Here is a 21,707-nt window from a genome sequence, read left to right as displayed (position 1 = left end):
CCCTAATTATTTTTTAAGTGTTAATGCGTGATCTAAAACTGCTTCTCCATTCATCATGCCGTAGTGCATTGGATTAATAACATCGATTCCAACGTTTCTCTCATCAGCAAGCGTTTTCATTGAAGAAAGCATGTAACGAACTTGTGGTCCTAGTAATAATACATCTGCTTGATCGATATTCGTTTTTACTGCATCCCCAGATACAGCCCAAATCTTTCCTTCTAGACCGCGAGCTTTTGCAGCCGCTTCCATTTTTGTAACTAGTAAACTTGTAGACATCCCTGCTGAGCAACATAATAAAATATTCATTTGAAAATCCCCCTTGTATAGTATAAAAAATTTATGTTTATTTATTTTTCTTTACGCTATTTATTAATGCAATTAGCGTGCCAACTTTTTAAAACCACTAAAATCAACACTTTTCCGAGTGTTTTCTTTGTGTGTTAACGTTTTCAATCAGTGTGTCCCCCAAAAAACACACAGTGTGTTATAAAACAACACGCTTTTAACACATAACTGTATGAAAATAGATTAGTGTTTAGTTGTCTAGTTGTGTTTTAAGCAAAAAAACACTAAAAAACTTTTTTTAATGAAAAATAATTTATTATTTTAACCCACTATTATTTAATAAAATAAAAAAACCTTGCCTAAGCAAGGTTCATTCATCCACCGACATCTTCCTATATAATTCTACAAACTCACTCGCCAATTCCTTCACTGTAATTGCGTTCATTAAATGATCTTGTGCATGCACCATCAGCAGGGTAACTTCGTTTTTTTCCCCGGCAGCCTCTTTCTGTATGAGCTCTGTTTGTAAGCGGTGCGCCTCTTGCAATTCATTTAAAGCTTCTTGTAGTTTCGCTTCTGCTTCCTGAAATTCACCGCGCTTTGCGCAATCAATTGCTTCCATTGAACAACTTCTCGCATTACCACCATGCAAAATCAAGTGAAAAGCTTTCGTCTCTATCGTATCCATTTTAGTTCTTTACTCCCCCTTTTCTTCCGCTACTTTTTGGTTATCCCATATTTTTAAGAATGGAAAATAAATAAGAAATGCAAGTGCAAAGTTAACGACCTGCAAAACAACCCCTGAAATTTTTCCGCCTGATCCTAAATATCCACTAAAAAGAATAGGTGTAGTCCAAGGTACAGCAGCTCCGCTCGGACGTGCAACCCATCCCCATTCCATTGCAAAATAAGAAACAACCGTTAACACGACTGGCACCAATATAAATGGAATAAGTAAAAGTGGGTTCATTACAATCGGCATACCGAAAGTCACCATTTCATTAATATTAAAAATACCTGGCGCAATCGATAATCGTCCGGTACTTTTTAATTGCTGACTTCGTGCAAATAATAACATTCCTACAACTAAAGCAAGTGTTGCACCAGAACCGCCCATATAAATCCATAAGTCAAAGAACTGTGCAGTAATCGTATTCGGTACGTCTTGCCCAGCCTGAAAAGCAATTCGATTTTGGTCCATTAACGACAACCAAATCGGACTCATTACACCACCAACAATTGCAGCTCCATGAATTCCACACGCCCAAAGTACATGGACAATGATAACTGCGATTACCGCACCCCAAAGGCTAGCCCCAAGTACACTAAGAGGCTCCTGTAAAAGCTTTCCTATAACATTATGGATGCTACCGAAAGTCGTATGTTCAAAAATTAATCTAATGATCCAAACAACCGTCACAACAATAAAGCCTGGAATAAGCGCAGCAAATGAACGCGTTACTGCTGGCGGAACTGTCTCTGGCATCTTTATAATCATCTTTTTCTGTACAACAAATCGATAAATTTCAGTAGATATAATTGCAATAATCATCGCTACAAATAAACCTTGGCTTCCCATTAATGCCGCTGGGATTACTCCATCTACCAGTATACTTTCTTTCGTACCCGGAACAATATATGCAACTTGAAATGGAGTTGCAAGTAAAAATGTCACAAGTGATAATGCACCAGATGCTAACGAATCTACTTTATAGTATTCTCCCAATCTGTAAGCGATTCCAAAAACAGCTATTAAAGACATTATATTAAAAGTAGCCCCCACTGGGTACCCTAATGCTACATTCCAATTCTTTCCGAAGATTCCTGCCATAAAATCATTATACCCGGGTATCGGAAGAGCACTAATGATTAGAAAAAAAGATCCAATAATCAAGAAAGGCATCGTTAAAACAATTCCATCACGAATCGCTTGCAAATGTCTCTGTTCTGCAACCTTTCCTGCCACTGGCATCACATATTTCTCTAAAAACCGTATCATCTATCCCACTCTCCTCATGGTTTCATTGACAAAGCTGCTTGTAAGATAGCTTCTCCATTACAAAGCCCGTAATGGACGGATTGAATTACATCAACAGGTATTCCCTTCTCTTTACATAATTCTTTCATTTTCGGTAATAAATAGCGTACTTGCGGCCCAAGTAAAAGTACATCTGCATCATCAATATGATTTCGTACTTCTGAACCTGATACAGCCCAAATCTTTACCTCTATCCCCTTTGCCCCTGCTGCTTTCTCCATTTTTGTAACTATCAAACTGGAAGACATTCCCGCTGCACAGCAAAGCAAAATATTCATCCTGCTTCCCTCCCCCTTTTTCTACACCTAATTTATGGTGCAGCCCTCGCCACCACTAGGTTACAAATATATATGTCTAGATTTCTAACTGTATGCCGAGCTTAAAAACAAAAATTTCTTGGTTTTCGCGCTATTCCATCTATCCGTATTCTCCTAGTAAAGACGTCTCTAACTCGCTATAATGATTCAGTATGATTTTTTTTATAATCGATAGGAGGGTTTATTTATGAAGGCATATCGCTTTCCACTTATTTTATTATCTTCTATCCTAATTGGTGGTTTCATTGGTTATTTCATGGGTGCCGATGCAGTTGCTTTAAAGCCGCTTGGTGACATTTTCTTAAACTTAATGTTTACGATTGTTGTACCTTTAGTATTCTTTAGCATCGCGTCATCTATTGCTAATATGGATGGATTAAAACGTTTCGGTAAAATTATGTCTAGTATGGCTGGAACTTTCTTATTTACAAGTATTTTAGCTGCTATTTTTATGATTATTATCGTGAAAGTATTCCCGCCAGCACAAGGTGTTGTATTAGAACTAACACAGCCTGATAAAGCTGAAAAAGCAGTTAGTGTTGCTGATCAAATTGTTGGTATCCTAACAGTATCAGACTTTTCAAAGTTACTATCTCGCGAGAACATGTTAGCCCTTATTTTCTTCTCTATTTTAATGGGGGTTGCAACTTCAGCAGTTGGTGAAAAAGGGAAACCATTCGCTACGTTCTTACAAGCTGGTGCAGAAATTTCAATGAAAGTTGTATCTTTCATTATGTACTACGCTCCAATCGGACTAGCTGCTTACTTCGCAGCATTAGTTGGTGAATTCGGACCGCAACTTCTTGGAACTTACTTCCGAGCAGCAATGGTATACTATCCAGCTTCTCTTATTTACTTCTTTGTATTCTTTACATTCTATGCGTACCTTGCAGGTCGCAAACAAGGTGTACAAGTATTTTGGAAGAACATGGTCTCTCCTACAGTTACATCTCTTGCAACTTGTAGTAGTGCCGCAAGTATTCCAGCTAACTTAGAAGCAACGAAGAAAATGGGTATTTCTTCTGACGTTCGTGAAACAGTTGTCCTTCTTGGGTCTACACTTCATAAAGATGGATCTGTTTTAGGCGGCGTATTAAAAATTGCTTTCTTATTCGGTATTTTCAACATGGAATTCGAAGGACCGAAAACATTGGCAATCGCACTTGTCGTTTCTCTATTAGTAGGAACAGTAATGGGTGCTATTCCAGGCGGCGGTATGATTGGTGAAATGTTAATCGTTTCTCTATACGGCTTCCCGCCAGAAGCATTACCAATTATCGCAGCAATTAGTACAATCATTGACCCTCCTGCAACAGTGTTAAACGTAACAGGAGATAACGCTTGTGCCGTAATGACAGCTCGTCTTGTAGAAGGTAAAAACTGGATCAAAAATAAATTTGCTTAATATATGGAAAGAGGATGCTCGTTGGAGCATCCTCTTTTTGTCGTTATTTGTCAGTGAATCAATATATTTGGAAAATCGTTGATACATTTCAAGTTACGATAGATAGATTAGCAAAAACGTTAATATAATCCCATTCTGCCACAAATTTGTTATAATCTTCACAAATATTCCACACCTATCATCCATTCTCCGTACTATAATCATGTATGGAAAAGGAGATGTATAAAATGACTCAAAGCGCACCAGAATTCAAAGTTTTGCAAAGCATTGCATTTCTTGCTGTCGTTTTGCAAAGTTCCTTATTATATACAATGAATCAAGGAAATGTCTTACTCGAGCAATCCCTCATTATGGGCATGCTATTTAATCTTGCAAAATTTTCAGCACCTGCATTCATATTTATCGTCGGCTTCCATTTAATTCGGCTATATACGAAGCAACTCGTTTACAGAGAATATATTTATGAAAAAGCCGCACATTTACTCATTCCTTATTTCTTCTGGTCTATTCTTTATCTATTAACAACAAACGACGCCATTACACTACAAGGCGGAATAAAAAGTTTATTACTCGGAACGGCTGCACCTCATCTTTGGTACGTTATTATGATGTTCCAAATTCACTTATTGTTCCCTTTACTATGCACACTATTTTATTGGTTTCAAAAACGAACAGAAAATAAAAAAGACATATACAAATATATGACCATTTTCGCTTGCCTATATTTCCTTTTAATGTGGTACTCTTCTCACTACATTTTTAATGGAGAGAAATTGACGAGCTCAACCATTTTACATTATACAGATCGTTCCTTCTTCTTTTACTCATTCTATTTCGTCATGGGAGGAATAGCTGCTGTATCATTAAAAACTTGGCGTTTATTCGTCATGAAACATATCCCGCTTATAACAATCTTATTCTTTATTTTATTTTTATTTATCAATTATGAGTTATTTAGTTTTTACGGTGTGAACTCTATTCATTTAACTGTTTCTACTTATTTAAAACCATCTATGTTTCTATATATTGTATGCGAAATTATCATACTATACGTGCTATCTATTACAATTGTACAGCGACGCGGTTTCTTATATAAAGCTTTACGATTTATCGGAAATTACACGTATGGTGCTTATTTAGCTCATTTTTTCTTCTTACAACTATGTACAAAATTTCTTTCTTTATTCACATTGCAAGAAAACACAATATTATATAGCCTATTATTATTTATACTAACGGCCACAATCTCTATTTCAGCAATGGTCCTTTGCAGCATACTACCCTTTCATACTTGGATTACAGGGCCTTCCCCTACGACAAATATGAAATGGGCGAAGATTGTACTTCGGAAAAATCACGAAAAGGTATTCAAACCATATCTTTGATATAATAGAATTCCATACAAGAAAAGAAAGTAGGACACACCTATGATTAATCAAATTGGACAAATTATGTTATATGTAAATAACCAAGATGAATCAGTGCAATTCTGGACAGAAACAGTAGGATTCCAAATCGTTGCGGAAGAAAATAACGGTCAAGGATTTCGCTGGATTGAAATTGCGCCAACTAAAGAAGCCGGAACAAGTATCGTCCTTCACGATAAGGCGTTAATTGCGAAGATGCAACCTGAATTAAACTTAAATACGCCTTCACTTATGTTCTTCTCTACTAACTTAGATCAACTATATAAAGATCTTTCTGAGAAAAATGTCACAGTTGGACAAGTTGTAGATTTACCTACTGGTAGAGCATTCAACTTTGCTGATAATGAAAATAATTACTTTGCAGTAATGGAAAAGAAATAAAAGAAGCTATCCGGAAAAATTCGGATAGCTTCTTTTATTTTAAGAAACTTGTTCTGCACTTTTTTCTCTATGCTGTATATGACTCGTAATCCAAGCAATTCCTCCAGCAACAACGAGGTAGCATAACAATATTAAAATTTGCATTTGTAATTGCGACCAATCTCCTAAAGAGATAACATCTTGTAATCCTCTAAGGGAATGAGACATTGGGAGAAACTGTCCAATTTTGCTAAGAACAGCTACGTTTAATTCTCCTGGGAAAGTCCCCCCACTCGTCGCTAATTGCAGGACAAGGAGCGTTACCGCTGCGAACTTCCCAACAAGACCAAATACCGTTACTAACATAAGAATAAACGTCATGAACGTAAAGGAAATAACAATACTTGATAAAACAAAGAGTGGCACACTGGCAACTTCTAATTTCATAACGCCTAGCACAACTACATCTACAAGTAGCGCTTGAATAAGTCCAATTAAATATACCAATCCTAGTTTATTAACAAAGTGTACCGTTCCACTTACCTTCATATTTTGTCTACGGCCAAGCGGTAAAATATTCGATGCCATAATTCCGCCAACATAAAATGCAAGTGATAAGAAATATGGTGCAATACCTGAACCGTAGTTAGGCACGTCAGAAACTGTTGACTTCACTAATTGAACTGGTTCTGCAAACATCGTATTGCGTGCATCATCATTGCGAACATCTGCTATCTTCTCTGCGCCCTCTCCCAATTTCGTGGAAAGTTCTTTCGCACCCTCGTCAAGTTTAACAAGTCCGTTCGTTAACTTCTCAGCACCGTTATTTAGCTCCGTTCCACCACTCGCAAGCTGATTTACACCTTCTTGTAGAGAAGTAAATCCATTCCCCCACTTCGCAAATCCATCAGCTAAATTCGAAGTGCCATCTGCTATCTTTTTCGTTCCAGCAGTAGCTTCACTTAACTTAACTCCGAATGTATTCATGCCTTCTTCAACCTTATGCTGACCGTCAGCAAGCTTCTTCGCGCCTTGTGTCAATTGTTTTTGGCTATTATTCAAAGTATTTGTTGCTTGAGCTAATCCATTAGAAGTAGCAACGATTTTTTGAAAAGCAGGGTCTTGCTGTGCTTCTGGATGACTTTTCATGTACTCCTCTAATTGCTTCTTCATACTACTTGCCGCATCATCCGCTTTTACTTGTCCCTCAGCAAGTTTCTCACTTCCGTTCACCCATTCATTTGTACCAGCACTTAATTCACTAACTCCTGATTGTAAAGTTTTTTCACCTTGCGCTAGTAACTCCATACCACTATGAAGTGATGTCGCTCCTTGACTAAGCTCATTTGCTCCCCCTGTTAACGCCGATTGGCTAGAGGCAAGCTTACCACTTCCTTCTTTCAACTTCACTGTCCCGTCACTTAAACGATGAATACCATCTGCAAGCTGATTCGCCCCATTTTTTGCATCCGTCGTTCCTTCATGTAACTTCCCAGCACCGTTACTTGCATCACTCAACCCTTGTGCCAAATCTTGAAACTTTGAAAAGACACCTTCTGTATAAGATTTCGTAATGCTATTTGAAATTTTTGTTTTCATATTTTCAACAGCTGTCGTTCCAATTTGAGCTGCTACAAAGTTTTTACCCGGATTTACTTTGTACTGCAACTTTGCCGGCTCTGGTTTCTCATCCATAAGTGTACTTACCTTTTTAGAGAAATCCTCTGGAATCGTAACAACCATATAATACTTGTCTTTTTTGAGCCCCTCATCAGCATTTTTTTCTGATACGAAATGAAAAGCCAGTTCCTTATTCTCTCTTAAATTTTTAACGAAATCGTCTCCTGCATGAATTGTTTTTTCATCCATCGCAGCACCCTGATCTAAATTCACAACCGCAACTGGTAATTTATCTAAATTTCCGTATGGATCCCAATATCCAGCTAAAAAGAATCCTGAATAAATTAAAGGAACGATTAACAAAAAATTAAAGCGATACGTCCATGTTTATGGTTCCACATCGCCTTCCAATCTTTAAATATAAGTTGAATTCCCTTCATGAAACATACTCCTTCTTCCAATTTAACACCCGTCGAATGGTTTAACAGATTTACTATACACGTCACTTTCCATACTGTATAATACATCTTTAATTATAAATTCATTCCTTTTGGTCTATAGAAAGGAGATTAGAAATGGAACTTCTTCAATTAAAATACTTTCAGACAGTCGCACGATTAGAACATATGACAAAAGCAGCTGAAGAATTGCATATCGCGCAGCCTTCACTCAGCAAAACAATTGCTAGACTAGAAAAGGACTTAGGCGTCCCATTATTTGATCGCCAAGGTCGACAGATTATATTAAACTCTTTCGGGAAAGTATTTTTAAAACGAGTAGAACGTATTTTTCATGAATTAAGTGAAGGGGAACGAGAAATTAAAGACTTAGCTGAATTACAACAAGGCTCTATTACGCTAGCCGTTTCTATTCCGCGAATATTACCAGAACTGCTCGGTTCTTTTTTACTAGAACATCCTAACGTTCGATTCCAGCAATTTCTCGCGTCTACTCCTTCTATGAAACGGCAACTAGATAATATAGAAATTGACTTTTGTATCTCTTCTGTACCAATTGAAGGCGAGGAGATCGTTTGGGAACCACTTATTACAGAAGAAATTTTCTTAGTCGTCCCTTCAGGCCATCGTTTATCAGGCCGCGAAAGTATCCATCTGCATGAAGTAAAAGACGAACCGTTCATTAGTATGAACACTGGTTACGGATTTCGGCACTTAACAGATGAATTTTGTAAAGAAGCTGGTTTCACTCCACATATCGCTTTTGAAGTAGATGAACCAACCGTGATTAGCGACCTCATTAAGCAAGGTCTTGGCATCGCATTTGTTCCAAGCTTAACTTTATTAAAAAACTCTACTTTAGCACCAAATAAGTTACGTATTATTGAACCTAATTGTGAGCGAACCATTGGCTTAAGTTGGTCGAAGAAACGTTACTTATCAAAAACTGCCCAGCAATTTCGTGAATTCGTGATTGATTACTTCTCCAATATTAGGACGTAAAATTATATCGACAAGGAATATCGATTTATAAACAAATAACGCCACAAATAGAAGGTGCCATTCCTTTAGGAATGGCACCTTCTCAGAGTGTTGGGAAACCCTTTAGGGTTCCCAACACTCTGAAATCTTTTTGATTTTAGCAAATGAAAACAACATAAAATAATAGAATTTAGAAAAATAGCCCTCCACCAGACCCTTTTTGGTCAGATGGAGGGCTATTTTTTTCATATTTTGACAAGCTGAGGTGAGATAAGCCTGCATTTGGACAGACTTCAGCCCCCGAAACCGAGCATATCGATAGCCATGGAGTTCTTTGGCGTCCGCAAAGCTTCGCTCTATAGTTGAACAGCGTACTTTATACAACTTTTTCCCTGTAACTGTTAGCTTGTTTTTTCTAGCGATATCTTTATATTTCTCCCATACATGATGAGTGATAACTTTTTGTTTCTGTTTCTTTGAAAAGCACACCTCACGTAGCGGACAAACAGCGCAGTCTTCTGGATTCGATTTATATTGACGATATCCTTCGCGATCCGTTGTCGCATACTCTAAAATACATCCCATCGGACAAGCAAATGCATTCATTTCTTCTACATATTTAAATTGGCTTTTCGGTACTTCTTTATTTCGCTTTCCAAATCGGCGATACCCCATCACCATAAATATATTTCTTTCTGATAATTTCTTACAGATATAACCTGTAAAATAGCCTGCATCAAGAGCTACAGCTTCCACCTTAAATCCGAATTTATTAATTTGAGCTTGTAGACGTGCTAAATACGGCTCGGAATCTGCCATATTTCCAGCCGTTATATAGGTATCTGTAATGATATTGTACTTCGCATCAGTTGTACGATGATCTAAGAAATGAAAACCGTTCGGTTTTCCATCTCTCATTAAAAATCCACTATCTGGATCCGTAGTGCTTATACGAGTTTTTTTAGTAGGGGTATCACTTTCCTTTCTAGGTTTTAATTCTTTTTTCCGTGTACCTCACGATCTTCGATTACCGCAGCTTCTAGTTCATCTATATAAAACTTTGCCTTTTCTTTTTTATATTTATGTACAAATTTATTTTTATTAGCATTGGCCTTAATATGTGTAGAATCTGTCATCAGTGCACGTCCTCCCACCATCCGGTTCTCCGTCGCTTGCCTCACAATCTCATCAAAAATTTCTTCGAAAATATTTGTATGAATAAAACGGGTACGGCGATTCCAACTGATTGTAGAATGATCTGGAATAGTATCTGATAGAGAAAACCCTAAAAACCAACGGTAGGCGATATTCGTTTTAATCTCCTTTTCCAATTGACGCTCAGAACGAATACCATAAAAATATCCAATAAACATCATTTTGAATAAAACGATAGGATGGATTGACGGACGTCCATTGTTTTCACAGTAATAAGGGCGTAACTTCTCCTCAATAAAATCAAAACGAATTGTCGCTTCAATCGCACGAAGGAAATGATCTTGTGGAACTAACTCTTCTACAGAAACAGATACACGTTCATCGCGATGATTTTTTAAAGCACCCATCATAAGAAATCTCTCCTTTTCCTCTTTTTTATCAGTGTTGACACATAAAAAGAGGTTCAGACACAAAAACAGGCTGTGGAGAAGACTTTCTCCACAGCCTGAGAAGGTGCCATTCCTTTAGGAATGGCACCTTCTATTTCTTGCTCTTCTCTAATTCCATTTCAGCTAAAAGTGGTAATACATTATCGAAAATATGCGTATTATTATTTTCGCCTGTTACGTATCCACCGTAATATCTACTAAATACGTTATCATTTCGGAATGTAGTCATCCATTCATACAATTCCTTCGCAAACTTTGTATCACCTGTTTGTAATACGTACAAAATTGTTAATCCATAAGATGCTGGTGATTCATAGTTTACCGTTTGTTTTCCCGTTTCTAAGTTATAACGACCGTATAACTTTCCGTCCTCATGGAATTTTTTCTTTATAAACTCCAAATAAGCATCTGATGAAAGACCACCTAAACTACGATGATACGCAACGTATGATTGATCAATAAGATTCACTTCTTTATCGTATGTAAATGTACCATCTTCTTTATACTCTTTCGGAAATGCCCAACCCTCTCTCGGATAATTTGCTAAAAACTGCACGACTTCCTGATACTGCTGTGCAGAAATTTCCCCGTACTTTTTCATATAAGAGAATGCATGAGGATTTATGTAAGATGTTGTTGTAAATTTATTTTGTTTACCTGCATCTGCATCATAATAATCCACGTAATAATTATCTTTTTTATTATAACGAAGTACAGCATTGCTCAATTGATCAGCAAGGTTTTTATAGCGCTCTTCCTGATACATTTCATAAGCACGATATAATTGTTCAATAATACGAAGATCATCTATAAGTGCATTGGTGGCTGACTGCATTTCTCCCTTTTCAGAGATTTTCCATAAAACGATGTGATCCTTATGTACAAAATTATTTTGAATAACCTTTACTTGTTCATCGAATAGTGACTGATCATCTTTATCAAGAGTATATTGTAGCCATAGTCCTGCCGATTCTGATAAAGCTTCACGACCCTTCGCCTCACCTGTTCCTGCCTTTGTATCTGCTAAACGATACGTTGCAAGTGTTCCATTTTCATTTACCATATGTCTTAAAATAAAATGCTCCGTACGGTTTCCTTGTAAAGCCGACCAAAATACAATTCCTCCTAAAGCGATTAAGAGAATAACCCCAATCCCTATATATAAACGTTTTCGCAAACTTTTCACCTCCTTAGTAAGGCTAACCTAAATTTATCAGAACATACGCGAATATAAAAAAGACAATCCTTTAGATTGTCTTTTTTCAGAGTGTTGGGAAACCCTTTAGGGTTCCCAACACTCTGAAATCTTTTTGATTTTAGCAAATGAAAACAACATAAAATAATAGAATTTAGAAAAATAGCCCTCCACCAGACCCTTTTTGGTCAGATGGAGGGCTATTTTTTTCATATTTTGACAAGCTGAGGTGAGATAAGCCTGCATTTGGACAGACTTCAGCCCCCGAAACCGAGCATATCGATAGCCATGGAGTTCTTTGGCGTCCGCAAAGCTTCGCTCTATAGTTGAACAGCGTACTTTATACAACTTTTTCCCTGTAACTGTTAGCTTGTTTTTTCTAGCGATATCTTTATATTTCTCCCATACATGATGAGTGATAACTTTTTGTTTCTGTTTCTTTGAAAAGCACACCTCACGTAGCGGACAAACAGCGCAGTCTTCTGGATTCGATTTATATTGACGATATCCTTCGCGATCCGTTGTCGCATACTCTAAAATACATCCCATCGGACAAGCAAATGCATTCATTTCTTCTACATATTTAAATTGGCTTTTCGGTACTTCTTTATTTCGCTTTCCAAATCGGCGATACCCCATCACCATAAATATATTTCTTTCTGATAATTTCTTACAGATATAACCTGTAAAATAGCCTGCATCAAGAGCTACAGCTTCCACCTTAAATCCGAATTTATTAATTTGAGCTTGTAGACGTGCTAAATACGGCTCGGAATCTGCCATATTTCCAGCCGTTATATAGGTATCTGTAATGATATTGTACTTCGCATCAGTTGTACGATGATCTAAGAAATGAAAACCGTTCGGTTTTCCATCTCTCATTAAAAATCCACTATCTGGATCCGTAGTGCTTATACGAGTTTTTTTAGTAGGGGTATCACTTTCCTTTCTAGGTTTTAATTCTTTTTTCCGTGTACCTCACGATCTTCGATTACCGCAGCTTCTAGTTCATCTATATAAAACTTTGCCTTTTCTTTTTTATATTTATGTACAAATTTATTTTTATTAGCATTGGCCTTAATATGTGTAGAATCTGTCATCAGTGCACGTCCTCCCACCATCCGGTTCTCCGTCGCTTGCCTCACAATCTCATCAAAAATTTCTTCGAAAATATTTGTATGAATAAAACGGGTACGGCGATTCCAACTGATTGTAGAATGATCTGGAATAGTATCTGATAGAGAAAACCCTAAAAACCAACGGTAGGCGATATTCGTTTTAATCTCCTTTTCCAATTGACGCTCAGAACGAATACCATAAAAATATCCAATAAACATCATTTTGAATAAAACGATAGGATGGATTGACGGACGTCCATTGTTTTCACAGTAATAAGGGCGTAACTTCTCCTCAATAAAATCAAAACGAATTGTCGCTTCAATCGCACGAAGGAAATGATCTTGTGGAACTAACTCTTCTACAGAAACAGATACACGTTCATCGCGATGATTTTTTAAAGCACCCATCATAAGAAATCTCTCCTTTTCCTCTTTTTTATCAGTGTTGACACATAAAAAGAGGTTCAGACACAAAAACAGGCTGTGGAGAAGACTTTCTCCACAGCCTGAAAAAAGACAATCATTTAGATTGTCTTTTTTATATTACCCCTCACAAACCTCTTTAGAAGGTCTATATAGCGATTCCACAAGTCGATCATATTCACGACGCGTAATTTCTTTATTATATAACTTTAATAATAAATCTCTATGCTCTTTTGAAAATGCCATCTTTTTAATGACTTCAGGATACATAAGACACCCTCTCCATTTCACATAAACTTCTTCATTTCATAAACGTAACACGCCAAAACAGAACTTATGTTCGCATAAAAGATTATAAAATATTCTTCTCTAAAAAACAAACAAAATATTACCTAATGAACATTTCTTTCTTTTTCGAATATTCAAAACTATATTAACACATTCCTTTTTTTTAATGCATATATATTTTTGGCATTTTATTGAATAAATCTTCCAATTCAATCAGAAAATAATGGCAAAAAAGAAGAGGAGTATACATATGGATACCGTAACATTAGCAAGAGCATTTTTTGGTTCTTCACTAGCATTCCACATTATCTTTGCAACACTTGGAGTCGGGCTTTCATTGATGATTTTTATAAGTGAAATACTCTATCACTGGAAGAAAGATTCCGACTATGCCATTATGGCAAAAAGATGGACGAAGGCTTTTGCTATCCTTCTCGGTGTAGCAATTCCAACTGGAACAATTGTTGGTGTACAAATTTCACTTCTTTGGCCTGGTTTCGCCAAAATTGTTGGCCAAGTTATTTCCGTTCCGTTTCAAATTGAGATTTTCGCCTTCTTTTTAGAGGCTTTATTCATGTCTATTTATGTATATGCAGCTGATAAATTACCTCCATTTATGAGGTTAATCTCGTTATTTTTCGTTATGATTGGCGCCACTGCATCCGCCGTGCTTATTACATCAGCAAATACATGGATGAATACACCTGCGGGCTTTTCAATGGGACCAGATGGCTCAGTTTTTAACGTTGATCCTTGGAAAGCTTTCTTTAACCCAAGCTTTGGCACAAGTGCATTCCACGTCGTTATTACAGCTTATACAGCCGGAGCGGCCGTCATCGCTTCCATCGCTGGATTTAAATTATTAAAGAAAAATTTAAGTGCGCGTGAAATTGCTTATCATAAAAAAGGATTACTGTTAGGGCTTGTCGTTACATTTATTACAGGTGCTACGATGTGGATCTCGGGACATGAATCAGCGATTGCCTTACATAAGCACTCACCTGAAAAATTAGCATCTGCTGAAGCTTTATTTGAAACGACATCACACGCTCCTTTATCGATTGGCGGGGTTGTGGATCCTAATACACTTGAACTAAACTATGCACTCGAAATTCCGAACATGCTCAGCTTACTAGTTGGACTCGATCCTAGCACTGTTGTAAAAGGGCTAAATGAATTTCCTCAAGAAACATGGCCACCATTTTACACACATACTCTGTTCAACTTAATGGTAGGCACTGCTGCCTTTACCTTTGCAGTTGCAGCGATCGCTCTCTTATATTGGTACTTTGTTTACCGGAAAAAAGGATCAGAGTTACCGAAGTGGCTTCTTTGGGGAGCTGCCGCATGTGGGCCAGTTATGATGCTCGGTATTGAATTCGGATGGATTTTCAGCTGTAGTGGTCGTCAGCCGTGGACAATTTATGGTATGCAACGTACAGTCGATGCTTCTACACGCGCTGATTTCGTCGGTCCTTTATTTATTCTATTCATCATTTTATATATCGGACTCGGTATTTTAACAGTCTTCGTACTACGGACATTCTTTAAGAAACATCCGTTAAAGAATGACTTACATCACCAAGGAGGCGATTCTCGTGCATGAGGAAAGCATTGCAATCATCATCTTATGGGCCCTTATTTTCGTATACAGTATACTCGGGTCTATTGATTTTGGAGCGGGTTTTTGGGGCATGGTATACGCTAAACATCCGACACTTGCTGCCAAGCTTGCCAATCGATACTTATCACCAACTTGGGAAGTAACAAATACGTTTCTCGTTTTTGTCGTTGTCGCTTTCCTTGGTTTCTTTCCGAAAGCAGCCTTTACACTTGCAACCGTTATGTTCGTACCAGTCATGCTAATTCTAGTACTCGTTGCAATCCGTAGTACATTTATGGTATTTGCCTACTCCCTGCCAAAGTACCAACACCTTCTTCGGATTATTTCAGGTATTACAGGGCTCTTAATTCCAGCCCTATTAATTACCGTTTTACCTGTTACAGAAGGTGCATATATTACAATGTCTGAAGGAAAAGAAGTACTCCTTTACGGAAAACTTCTTTCAAGTCCTGTTATTTATTGTTATATGCTCTTCGGACTAACTTCGGAACTATTTCTATCTTCTCTCTTCCTTGCTGATTTTGCGAGAGAACAAGGTTCAGAAGATGCATATAAAATTTATAGAAGAAATGCCATCATACTTGGTCCGGCAACGCTCGTTACTGCTATTATTGCCCTCGTTGTAATGGACCCTGAAACACACTGGCTTATGCAAGGATTAATAAAGCAATTCCCATGGTTTACAGTCTCTATCGTTTTATTTGTTATCGGATATTCCTCCCTTTGGTGGACAAATAAGAAGTATGGCACACTAGGATTTCCTCGCATTGCAGTTTTAGCTGTCGTCGCTCAATATGCATTTGCAAGCTACGCTTACGGTGTCGCCCATTTACCGTATATCATTTACCCAGACGTAACTGTATTTACAAGCTTTACGACGGTCGAAACATTCTATGCACTTCTTATTCTTTACGCAATCGGAATTGCAATTTTACTACCCGGATTCATTTTCTTCTGGAATTTATTCTTGAAGGATCGAACTTTTTTGAAAGAAAAATAATAAATGAGGGGCATTCGTACATAGAATGCCCCTCATTTATTAGACGTCTATCCCAATAGTTATTTCACTAGTATGTATACTTGTCCTATAGCTTGAAAAACACATATTCACTTTCTTCTATTATACGTCTAGTTCCTCTTATTTTTTGCCGAATATACTACCAATATAACCCTTGAGACAAGCTACATTGATTCGAGGAAAAATAGAAAGGTAGGCAGAATATGAGCATTGAAATATGGATTACTATTATTGTATTCTTCTTAACGATGATTGTTATCTTTTGGCGACCTCGTGGTTTAAATGAGGCGTGGCCGGCAGCAATTGGCGCTGCCATTATCCTGATTACTGGGCTTGTATCAAAACCAGACGTCATGGACATTATTAGTAAAATTGGCGGTGCCTCCATAACAATATTAGCGACCATCGTTATGGCGGTTATATTAGAAAGCTTCGGCTTCTTCCACTGGTCCGCAGCAAAACTTGCAAATTTAGCAAAGGGCTCCGGTCGCCGTTTATACTGGTATATTCAATTACTTTGTTTTCTTATGACTCTTTTATTCAATAACGACGGTAGCATTTTAATTACAACACCGATTTTAATTTTACTACTGAGAAACCTTAAATTAAAACCTCATCAACAAATCCCTTATTTATTAAGCGGTGCTTTAATCGCTACTGCATCTAGTGCACCAATTGGTGTAAGTAATATCGTAAACTTAATCGCATTAAATATCGTTCATATGACTCTTTATATGCACACAGCTATGATGTTTGTACCAGCAACATTAGGACTACTATTTATGTCATGGCTTATGTATACAGTTTTAAAGAAAAAGCTACCAGAAAGATTACCTGTTTCTTCATATGATATCGAAGAAATATTCTTCACGAAAAACTTCCACCCGTTAAAAGGAAAAAATTCTGTTGATACGAAACAAAAACGTACAAAATTTATGTTAAAAGTATTAGGCTTCGTCTTCCTTATGCGCTGTCTTCTATTCGTTGCATCCTTCTTATCGATTCCAATCGAAATTGTTGCCGTACTCGGTTCACTCGTTCTTCTCATTTGGAGATGGTACTACTTACGAACAAACCCTGTCGATATTTTGAAAAAGACACCGTGGCACATTTTAATTTTCGCTTTCTCTATGTATGTAATTATTTACGGGCTTCACAATGCAGGGTTAACAGCCGCACTTGTACAATGGCTCGAGCCAGTTGTAAGTCAGCATCTACTTTATGCTAGCTTTGCAATGGGCGGACTCGTTTCTCTCCTCTCTAACGTCTTCAATAACCACCCTGCACTTATGATTGGTACAATCACATTAACAGAAATGGGACTAGACCCAGTCACATTAAAAACTATCTATCTCGCAAACATTATTGGAAGTGACATCGGTTCACTATTATTACCAATCGGTACGCTAGCTTCTCTCATTTGGATGTATATACTAAGACAAAACAAAATTAAAGTGAAATGGAAAGATTATTTAAGCGTATCCCTTATCGTTATTCCTCTCACAACAGTCGTCACATTATTCCTCTTGTACTACTGGGTACACCTATTCTTCGCCTTATAGACAACAGAAGCCCCTTTGCTACCGTCTTAGCAAAGGGGCTTCTTCTATATTTAAGTTAGGTACAGTGTGATCAATCAAGTAAAGAGGTGTAACGTGTTATTGGTATAAATGACTACCAGTTTCTTTAAATTCTTCCGCTTTCTCTTTCATTCCTTTTTCAATTGCTTCTGTCGTTTCTAAATCATTTTCTTTCGCATATTCACGAATATCATGTGAAATTCTCATACTACAAAACTTCGGTCCACACATTGAACAGAAATGAGCCGTTTTCGCGCCTTCTGCTGGCAATGTTTCATCGTGGTATTCCATCGCACGTTCGGGATCTAAAGATAAATTAAATTGATCGCGCCAACGGAATTCAAAACGAGCTTTTGAAAGTGCATCATCACGCTGATGAGCCGTTTTGTGCCCTTTCGCAAGATCAGCCGCATGGGCTGCAATTTTGTACGTAATAACACCCTCGCGGACATCATCCTTATTCGGCAATCCTAAATGTTCTTTCGGCGTTACATAACAAAGCATCGCAGTTCCAAACCAACCAATCATCGCAGCTCCAATTGCTGATGTAATATGGTCATAACCTGGTGCGATATCTGTCGTTAACGGTCCAAGTGTATAGAACGGCGCGCCCTGACAAATATCAAGTTCTTTCTCCATATTCTCTTTAATTAAATGCATCGGTACATGCCCAGGTCCTTCAATCATCACTTGCACATCATGTTTCCAAGCAATTTTCGTCAATTCACCAAGCGTTTCAAGCTCAGAGAATTGTGCTTCATCATTTGCATCTGCAATCGACCCTGGACGTAATCCATCTCCAAGAGAGAACGAAACATCGTACTGCTTCATAATTTCACAAATCTCTTCAAAATGAGTGTATAGGAAGTTTTCTTTATGATGGAATAAACACCACTGCGCCATAATCGAACCACCGCGTGAAACGATACCTGTCGTACGCTTTGCAGTAATCGGAATGTAACGAAGTAATACGCCAGCGTGAATCGTAAAGTAATCAACGCCTTGCTCCGCTTGCTCAATTAACGTATCACGATACACTTCCCACGTTAAATCTTCTGCAATTCCGTTTACTTTTTCAAGCGCTTGATAAATTGGTACCGTTCCAACTGGTACAGGAGCATTACGAATAATCCACTCACGTGTTGTATGAATGTTTTTACCTGTAGATAAATCCATAATCGTATCTGCACCCCAGCGCGTTGCCCACGTCATCTTCTCTACTTCTTCTGCAATAGAAGAAGATACAGCAGAGTTTCCGATATTCGCATTTACCTTCACGTGAAAATTACGGCCAATAATCATCGGTTCTGCTTCCGGATGGTTAATATTCGCAGGTAAAATCGCACGACCTTCTGCAATCTCCTTACGAACAAACTCAGGCTCTACTCCTTCACGAATCGCAACATATTCCATCTCAGACGTAATGATGCCATTACGCGCATAATGCATTTGCGTAACATTTTCACCTTGCTTCGCTCTAAGTGGTTTGCGATCCATTTGCGGGAAAACAGGTGTATGTTTCGAAGCCACCTTCACACCGTCATCCTCTGGTTTCACTTCGCGCCCTTCGTATGCCTCTACATCCTCGCGCTCCATGATCCAAGAATGGCGCGGCGTTGGAATCCCCTTTTCCAGCTCCACTTTATACGCAGGATCTGTGTAAGGGCCACTCGTATCATACACACGAATCGGCTTGTTTGGAACACCATTTGTATCGCTTTGTTCAATCTCACGCATCGGTACTTTCATACCTTCACGTGGTCCATCCACGTATACTTTCTTACTTCCTGGTAAACTCGATTTCAATTCAATTTGCTCAGCTGAAACAGATTGTTTCATAACCTTTGTTGCCCCCCTGTTCGTGACAAGGACGAGATATGGCCAGCGCATGCCAAAATAAAAAGAGCCAGGTCCATAAAAAAATAAGGACCTGGCTCATAAAAGGCATCATTATGTAAAGCCGTTAACTTCCCTACGCTGGTACGAGCCAGATCAGGTCCAAAGGGTTAAGAAGTTCACGCGCTTCTCTCTCAGCCTACGCATACGTTAGGCACCCCTAGTTTATCACTGATTTAATTTTCAATACTTTCCCATCATACACGATAATCTGAAAAATGCAAAGTTTATTTCTTTTGTTGTTTATGGAATCATCCACGTTAAATAATATGCTTGAACATACGTCATAATACCAACAATAATTACGAAGAACAAACTATGCTTCACTGTAAAGCGGAATAAATCTGATTCTTTTCCAGCAAGTCCAACTGCCGCACAAGCAATTGCAATCGATTGCGGAGAAATCATTTTTCCTGTTACACCGCCCGTTGTATTTGCTGCAACGAGAAGTACTTCAGATACACCGACTTGCTGCGCTGTAATCGCTTGTAAATTCGAGAACAGTGCATTCGCTGACGTATCAGACCCTGTTAAGAATACCCCAATCCAACCTAAGAATGGTGAGAAGAACGGGAATAGTCCGCCAGTTCCAGCAAGTGCTAACGCTAATGTAGAAGATAGACCAGAATAGTTTGCGATAAATGCGAATCCTAATACGAATCCGATAGATAGAATTGGCATCTTCAGTTCGTTTAACGTTTCTTTAAATGTTACTACTGCATCTTTTGCACTCATTTTCAAAATAAAGATAGAAATGATACAAGCAATTAAAATTGCTGTTCCCGTCGCTGATAAAATATCTAATTTCAAGATTGCTTCATACGGCGTTGGTTTATTTACAATTGGCTCTGCTTTCATTACTAAATTGTGCAAGCCCGGAACTTCAAACTTAAACACAAGACTTTCTAAAGCACCGCCCGGAGCAAATAACGCTTTAAAGAAACTTTGGCTCCAAATGACTACCATCACAGTTAAAATAATGAATGGAGACCATGCTTTTACTACTTTTCCTACTGTTAGTTTCGGCATAGATGTCACCGTCGTCGCCGCAGCTACTTCACTATTCGCTTCTTTAGATTGATAAATTTCTTTCGGCTGCCAAACTTTTAAGAAAAGCGATAAACTCACTAAACTTACAAGTGCTGATGTAATATCCGGAAGTTCTGGTCCTAAGAACGTCGCTGTAATGAACTGCGTAATTGCAAATGAGCTACCCGCTACAAATAAAGCAGGCCACGTTTGTCTTACTCCTTTAAATCCATCCATTAAAAATACGATAAAGAATGGAACAAATAATGATAAGAACGGTAATTGATGCCCAGCCATTTGTCCAATTTTATGTGGATCAATACCAGTTACTTGTCCAGCAACTGTAATCGGAATTCCCATCGCTCCGAATGCTACTGGTGCCGTATTTGCGATTAAACAAAGACCAGCCGCATATAAAGGATTTAAGCCAAGACCTGCAAGAAGCGCTGCCGTAATCGCTACTGGTGCACCAAATCCTGCTGCCCCTTCTAAAAATGCTCCAAATGAAAAACCGATTAAAATAACAAGTAAACGATGGTCATTCGTAATTGATAATACAGATGCACGAATAACATCAAATTGACCTGTTTTCACGGAAATTTTATATAAAAATACTGACATAATAATAATCCACGCAATTGGCCATAATCCGTATAAAAAACCGTATCCCGTCGCTGCCATTGCCATTGTGAATGGCATTTTATATGCAAATAACGCCACCAAAATTGTAAGTACAACTGTAATAAATCCTGCCACATACCCCTTCATACGGAAAACTGCTAAAGCTAAGAAAAAAAAGATAATCGGAATAAGTGCGACCGCTGCAGAAATCCAAATGTTCCCGAACGGATCATAAACTTGTGTCCATGTGTTCATTGTTCTCTCCCCCTCAATAATCCCCTTTTAAATAAACATAACCCCATCAATAGACTATCAGGTCATCATACCTTTAAGTCTAAAATAAAAAACGTTTAAGAAAACGTTTTCATTAATTTTATCACAACAATTTCCATTTAAAAAGATTTTTTTGAAAATTAT

General features: G+C 37.9%; 17 protein-coding genes, 1 pseudogene and 1 riboswitch. Of the genes and pseudogenes, 7 read left to right on the top strand and 11 right to left on the bottom strand.

Annotation, left to right across the window (positions count from 1 at the left end; all coding sequences use genetic code 11):
* Positions 1–6 precede the first annotated feature (6 nt).
* The 4 genes from CDB3_RS24540 to CDB3_RS24525 form a co-directional block, all read right to left on the bottom strand.
* Positions 7–309 carry a PTS sugar transporter subunit IIB gene (locus CDB3_RS24540; RefSeq protein WP_001023569.1) on the bottom strand — a complete coding sequence of 101 codons (303 nt, stop codon included), beginning with the start codon at positions 307–309 and terminating at the stop codon, positions 7–9.
* A 349-nt stretch (positions 310–658) separates the two neighbouring features.
* Positions 659–976 carry a PTS sugar transporter subunit IIA gene (locus CDB3_RS24535; RefSeq protein WP_044439402.1) on the bottom strand — a complete coding sequence of 106 codons (318 nt, stop codon included), beginning with the start codon at positions 974–976 and terminating at the stop codon, positions 659–661.
* A 9-nt stretch (positions 977–985) separates the two neighbouring features.
* The gene (gene celB / locus CDB3_RS24530; RefSeq protein ID WP_128856274.1) at positions 986–2,287 is read right to left on the bottom strand and encodes a PTS cellobiose transporter subunit IIC; all 1,302 of its coding nucleotides are present in this window, start codon (positions 2,285–2,287) and stop codon (positions 986–988) included.
* Positions 2,288–2,301: 14 nt separating this feature from the next.
* Positions 2,302–2,604: a PTS sugar transporter subunit IIB gene (locus tag CDB3_RS24525; protein WP_071743925.1), complete on the bottom strand. Its 303-nt coding sequence runs from the start codon at positions 2,602–2,604 to the stop codon at positions 2,302–2,304.
* A gap of 226 nt (positions 2,605–2,830) precedes the next feature.
* On the opposite strand from CDB3_RS24525, the gene CDB3_RS24520 reads away from it, so the two are divergent.
* The 3 genes from CDB3_RS24520 (at position 2,831) to CDB3_RS24510 (ending at position 5,856) form a co-directional block, all read left to right on the top strand.
* Positions 2,831–4,048 (top strand): dicarboxylate/amino acid:cation symporter, encoded by a 1,218-nt coding sequence (locus CDB3_RS24520; RefSeq protein ID WP_105585649.1) that lies wholly within the window; start codon positions 2,831–2,833, stop codon positions 4,046–4,048.
* A 227-nt stretch (positions 4,049–4,275) separates the two neighbouring features.
* Positions 4,276–5,433 carry an acyltransferase gene (locus tag CDB3_RS24515; protein ID WP_128856273.1) on the top strand — a complete coding sequence of 386 codons (1,158 nt, stop codon included), beginning with the start codon at positions 4,276–4,278 and terminating at the stop codon, positions 5,431–5,433.
* A gap of 42 nt (positions 5,434–5,475) precedes the next feature.
* Positions 5,476–5,856, top strand: coding sequence for a VOC family protein (locus tag CDB3_RS24510; protein WP_128856272.1), 381 nt, complete (start codon positions 5,476–5,478; stop codon positions 5,854–5,856).
* A 39-nt stretch (positions 5,857–5,895) separates the two neighbouring features.
* On the opposite strand, the pseudogene CDB3_RS24505 reads toward CDB3_RS24510, so the two are convergent.
* A pseudogene (locus CDB3_RS24505) lies at positions 5,896–7,895 on the bottom strand (YhgE/Pip family protein).
* Positions 7,896–8,030: 135 nt separating this feature from the next.
* Here CDB3_RS24505 and CDB3_RS24500 point away from each other — a divergent pair.
* Entirely contained in the window at positions 8,031–8,915 is an 885-nt protein-coding gene (locus tag CDB3_RS24500) for a LysR family transcriptional regulator (protein ID WP_128856271.1), read from the top strand.
* Between the two features lie 102 nt (positions 8,916–9,017).
* On the opposite strand, the gene CDB3_RS24495 is transcribed toward CDB3_RS24500, so the two are convergent.
* The 4 genes from CDB3_RS24495 to CDB3_RS31845 all read right to left on the bottom strand — a co-directional run bounded on the left by CDB3_RS24495 (position 9,018) and on the right by CDB3_RS31845 (position 13,504).
* Positions 9,018–10,459, bottom strand: a protein-coding gene (locus tag CDB3_RS24495; protein ID WP_372708522.1) for an IS1182 family transposase whose coding sequence is annotated in 2 segments (ribosomal slippage) — positions 9,018–9,898 and positions 9,898–10,459 — 1,443 coding nt in all. Because the reading frame shifts where the segments join, the coding sequence is not laid out codon by codon here.
* Between the two features lie 130 nt (positions 10,460–10,589).
* A complete protein-coding gene (locus CDB3_RS24490) occupies positions 10,590–11,675 on the bottom strand; it encodes a transcriptional regulator (RefSeq protein ID WP_128856270.1) in 1,086 nt (361 codons plus the stop codon).
* Positions 11,676–11,780: 105 nt separating this feature from the next.
* Positions 11,781–13,222, bottom strand: a protein-coding gene (locus tag CDB3_RS24485) for an IS1182 family transposase (protein ID WP_372708522.1) whose coding sequence is annotated in 2 segments (ribosomal slippage) — positions 11,781–12,661 and positions 12,661–13,222 — 1,443 coding nt in all. Because the reading frame shifts where the segments join, the coding sequence is not laid out codon by codon here.
* Positions 13,223–13,354: 132 nt separating this feature from the next.
* Complete coding sequence (locus tag CDB3_RS31845) at positions 13,355–13,504, bottom strand: hypothetical protein (RefSeq protein WP_000283176.1); 150 nt, start codon at positions 13,502–13,504, stop codon at positions 13,355–13,357.
* Positions 13,505–13,772: 268 nt separating this feature from the next.
* On the opposite strand from CDB3_RS31845, the gene cydA reads away from it, so the two are divergent.
* The 3 genes from cydA to CDB3_RS24470 all read left to right on the top strand — a co-directional run bounded on the left by cydA (position 13,773) and on the right by CDB3_RS24470 (position 17,726).
* Positions 13,773–15,128 carry a cytochrome ubiquinol oxidase subunit I gene (cydA, locus tag CDB3_RS24480; protein WP_128856269.1) on the top strand — a complete coding sequence of 452 codons (1,356 nt, stop codon included), beginning with the start codon at positions 13,773–13,775 and terminating at the stop codon, positions 15,126–15,128.
* A complete protein-coding gene (locus CDB3_RS24475) occupies positions 15,121–16,146 on the top strand; it encodes a cytochrome d ubiquinol oxidase subunit II (protein ID WP_097832392.1) in 1,026 nt (341 codons plus the stop codon). Before cydA ends, CDB3_RS24475 begins: the two co-directional genes overlap by 8 nt.
* 221 nt (positions 16,147–16,367) lie before the next feature.
* Positions 16,368–17,726 (top strand): arsenic transporter, encoded by a 1,359-nt coding sequence (locus CDB3_RS24470; protein ID WP_128856268.1) that lies wholly within the window; start codon positions 16,368–16,370, stop codon positions 17,724–17,726.
* A 96-nt stretch (positions 17,727–17,822) separates the two neighbouring features.
* Here the strand turns inward: CDB3_RS24470 and thiC are convergent, their stop codons facing one another.
* Entirely contained in the window at positions 17,823–19,583 is a 1,761-nt protein-coding gene (gene thiC, locus CDB3_RS24465) for a phosphomethylpyrimidine synthase ThiC (RefSeq protein WP_128856267.1), read from the bottom strand.
* Positions 19,584–19,696: 113 nt separating this feature from the next.
* Positions 19,697–19,812, bottom strand: a riboswitch (TPP riboswitch).
* A 71-nt stretch (positions 19,813–19,883) separates the two neighbouring features.
* Complete coding sequence (gene lldP, locus CDB3_RS24460) at positions 19,884–21,545, bottom strand: L-lactate permease (RefSeq protein ID WP_097832395.1); 1,662 nt, start codon at positions 21,543–21,545, stop codon at positions 19,884–19,886.
* Positions 21,546–21,707: the final 162 nt, after the last annotated feature.

The organism is Bacillus sp. CDB3, assembly GCF_002081505.1.
Classification (GTDB): Bacteria; Bacillota; Bacilli; order Bacillales; family Bacillaceae_G; genus Bacillus_A; species Bacillus_A cereus_AT.
This window is presented reverse-complemented; position numbering and strand designations above follow the sequence as displayed.

Bases quoted from the DNA above. Each gene is read 5' to 3' on its own strand.
- CDB3_RS31845 (WP_000283176.1), bottom strand. From the start codon at position 13,504: ATGTATCCTGAAGTCATTAAAAAGATGGCATTTTCAAAAGAGCATAGA.
- CDB3_RS24535 (WP_044439402.1), bottom strand. From the start codon at position 976: ATGGATACGATAGAGACGAAAGCTTTTCACTTGATTTTGCATGGTGGT.
- CDB3_RS24520 (WP_105585649.1), top strand. From the start codon at position 2,831: ATGAAGGCATATCGCTTTCCACTTATTTTATTATCTTCTATCCTAATT.
- CDB3_RS24515 (WP_128856273.1), top strand. From the start codon at position 4,276: ATGACTCAAAGCGCACCAGAATTCAAAGTTTTGCAAAGCATTGCATTT.
- celB (WP_128856274.1), bottom strand. From the start codon at position 2,287: ATGATACGGTTTTTAGAGAAATATGTGATGCCAGTGGCAGGAAAGGTT.
- CDB3_RS24500 (WP_128856271.1), top strand. From the start codon at position 8,031: ATGGAACTTCTTCAATTAAAATACTTTCAGACAGTCGCACGATTAGAA.
- thiC (WP_128856267.1), bottom strand. From the start codon at position 19,583: ATGAAACAATCTGTTTCAGCTGAGCAAATTGAATTGAAATCGAGTTTA.
- CDB3_RS24525 (WP_071743925.1), bottom strand. From the start codon at position 2,604: ATGAATATTTTGCTTTGCTGTGCAGCGGGAATGTCTTCCAGTTTGATA.
- lldP (WP_097832395.1), bottom strand. From the start codon at position 21,545: ATGAACACATGGACACAAGTTTATGATCCGTTCGGGAACATTTGGATT.
- CDB3_RS24540 (WP_001023569.1), bottom strand. From the start codon at position 309: ATGAATATTTTATTATGTTGCTCAGCAGGGATGTCTACAAGTTTACTA.
- cydA (WP_128856269.1), top strand. From the start codon at position 13,773: ATGGATACCGTAACATTAGCAAGAGCATTTTTTGGTTCTTCACTAGCA.
- CDB3_RS24470 (WP_128856268.1), top strand. From the start codon at position 16,368: ATGAGCATTGAAATATGGATTACTATTATTGTATTCTTCTTAACGATG.
- CDB3_RS24510 (WP_128856272.1), top strand. From the start codon at position 5,476: ATGATTAATCAAATTGGACAAATTATGTTATATGTAAATAACCAAGAT.